Genomic DNA, 1915 nt, shown 5'->3' with positions numbered 1-1915 from the left:
CTCCTTGACTTTGAAAAACATGCCATCCATGAATACTATTGGATATACAGATTGCAGTGGACGACTGCGCCATTCATTGATTAACGGCAGTAATTTGTCGGTGATATTGGATATTTCTGCTGCAGATATTTTGTGGTCATACATCTCCTCTACATGCGATGCTATGTCCCTATACCCTTACTATTACCCACAAATGTAAATGGACTTATAAATAAAGGATTAGAATATTAAAGTTTGTGAATATTGAGGGTATAAAAATGGCAAACAAGGGTAATGAATGGGCTAGAAATGAATTGGGGGATGCTGCACTTGGAGATAAAAGACTGACAGATCGATTAGTAAATATTGCTGATAGTTTAATAAGTTTACCTGAAAGTTCAATCAATCAAGCATGTGGAAGTTGGTCAGAAGCAAAAGCAGCTTATCGTTTTTTTCAAAATGAGAATGTAAAAGGAAGTGATATCTTAACATCGCATATTGCAAAAACTGTTGAAAGAACAAAAACTCATAAAAGGATTCTTGTGATTCAGGATACAAGTTGCATTTCATATATGGGACATGAAAAAATAAGAGGATTGGCAGTTGTTTCAAAAAAACAAAGTAAAGGTATTATGATGCACACAGCTTTTGCGATTAGTACAGAAGGCTTGACATTAGGAATACTAGACCAAAAGCTTTACTCGAGACCATCTATATCTAAAGAAGACCAAGAGCTAGAAAAAAGAAGACGTTGTAGAAACGTTAGTATTGAAGATAAAGAAAGCATAAAGTGGCTAGAAAGTTTAAAGAAAACAAATGAAATTATAGATTCAACTCAAACAGAAACTATAACGGTATGTGATAGAGAAGCAGATATTTATGATTTTTTTGAGCTTGCTTACCGTCTTAATTCAGCGGTTTTGATAAGAGCTTGTAGAAACCGAAACGTAAATAAAACATCTAGGTATTCTCGAGAAGAAAAATTATGGCAATTTATAGAAAGGGTTCCTTGTACTGGAAAAGTAGAAGTTGAAATTCCGGCTAGAGATAACAAGCCAAAAAGGATAGCATCTTTAGAAGTTAGATTTGGAAAATTTACTATGAACCCAGATAGAGGCAATATAAGATTAAGACATAAAGAAGAGCTACCTGACCTACCGCTCTATGTAGTTCAAGTTATTGAGAAAAATCCTCCTCCTGAATCAACACCACTAGAGTGGATGCTTTTAACGAATCTTTCAGTTAATACTTTTGATGAAGCTATTGAAAAAGTTAATTGGTATTGTCTTAGGTGGAAAATAGAAGTCTTACATAAAATTTTAAAATCTGGCCTTAAAGTTGAAGAATGTAGACTGGTAACAGCAGAAAGATTAATGCGATATCTAACAGTCATGAGTATTATTGCTTGGAGAATTTTCTTTATTACAACAATTGCAAGAACTGATTCAACACTACCATGTACTACATTATTAGCTGAAGAAGAATGGAAAGTTTTATACGTCAAAATACATAAAGTAAAGTCATACCCAAATATAACCCCTACTATAAAAGAAGCTGTTTCATGGATCGCCCAACTTGGAGGTCATTTAGCCAGGAAAAATGATCCAGAACCAGGTCCCATTACTCTTTGGAAAGGGTGGAGACGTCTTTTTGATTTAGCAGAAGGATGGAGACTTGCTACTGAACTTTATATTTGTGGGTAATAGTAAGCCCTATACCCCATGCCACTAGCGTATGTGCTTAAAACCTTTGCTTCAAGTTCCGGATGTAAGCTTGTTTGCCTTTTTTTCACTATTTGTGGTTCAAAACTTCCTTCTCTGTCTTTTGGTGTCAATAGTTCAAATGAACCTGCGCTTGTCTTCAAAGTCTTGCCATTCCTCCCGTTTCTACGATTGTTTTCTTCACTTCCAGCAGATAAATGATGTTCTATTTCACC

The 1915-nt window shown here is 35.0% G+C and carries 1 protein-coding gene and 2 pseudogenes; 1 reads left to right on the top strand and 2 read right to left on the bottom strand.

Annotation, left to right across the window (positions count from 1 at the left end; all coding sequences use genetic code 11):
* A pseudogene (locus ACJ5GX_RS04965) lies at nucleotides 1-177 on the bottom strand (transposase); the annotation flags it as partial.
* 80 nt (nucleotides 178-257) lie between these two features.
* Between ACJ5GX_RS04965 and ACJ5GX_RS04960 the strand changes: the two are divergent.
* The gene (locus ACJ5GX_RS04960; RefSeq protein ID WP_495292763.1) at nucleotides 258-1682 is read left to right on the top strand and encodes an IS4 family transposase; all 1425 of its coding nucleotides are present in this window, start codon (nucleotides 258-260) and stop codon (nucleotides 1680-1682) included.
* Nucleotides 1683-1690: 8 nt separating this feature from the next.
* Here ACJ5GX_RS04960 and ACJ5GX_RS04955 read toward each other — a convergent pair.
* Nucleotides 1691-1915, bottom strand: a pseudogene (locus tag ACJ5GX_RS04955) (transposase); the annotation flags it as partial.

It is taken from the genome of Wolbachia endosymbiont of Tuta absoluta (assembly GCF_059414725.1).
This window is presented reverse-complemented; position numbering and strand designations above follow the sequence as displayed.

What these genes read in the sequence shown, in the direction of transcription:
- ACJ5GX_RS04960 (WP_495292763.1), top strand. Translation starts at nt 258, where the DNA reads ATGGCAAACAAGGGTAATGAATGGGCTAGAAATGAATTGGGGGATGCT.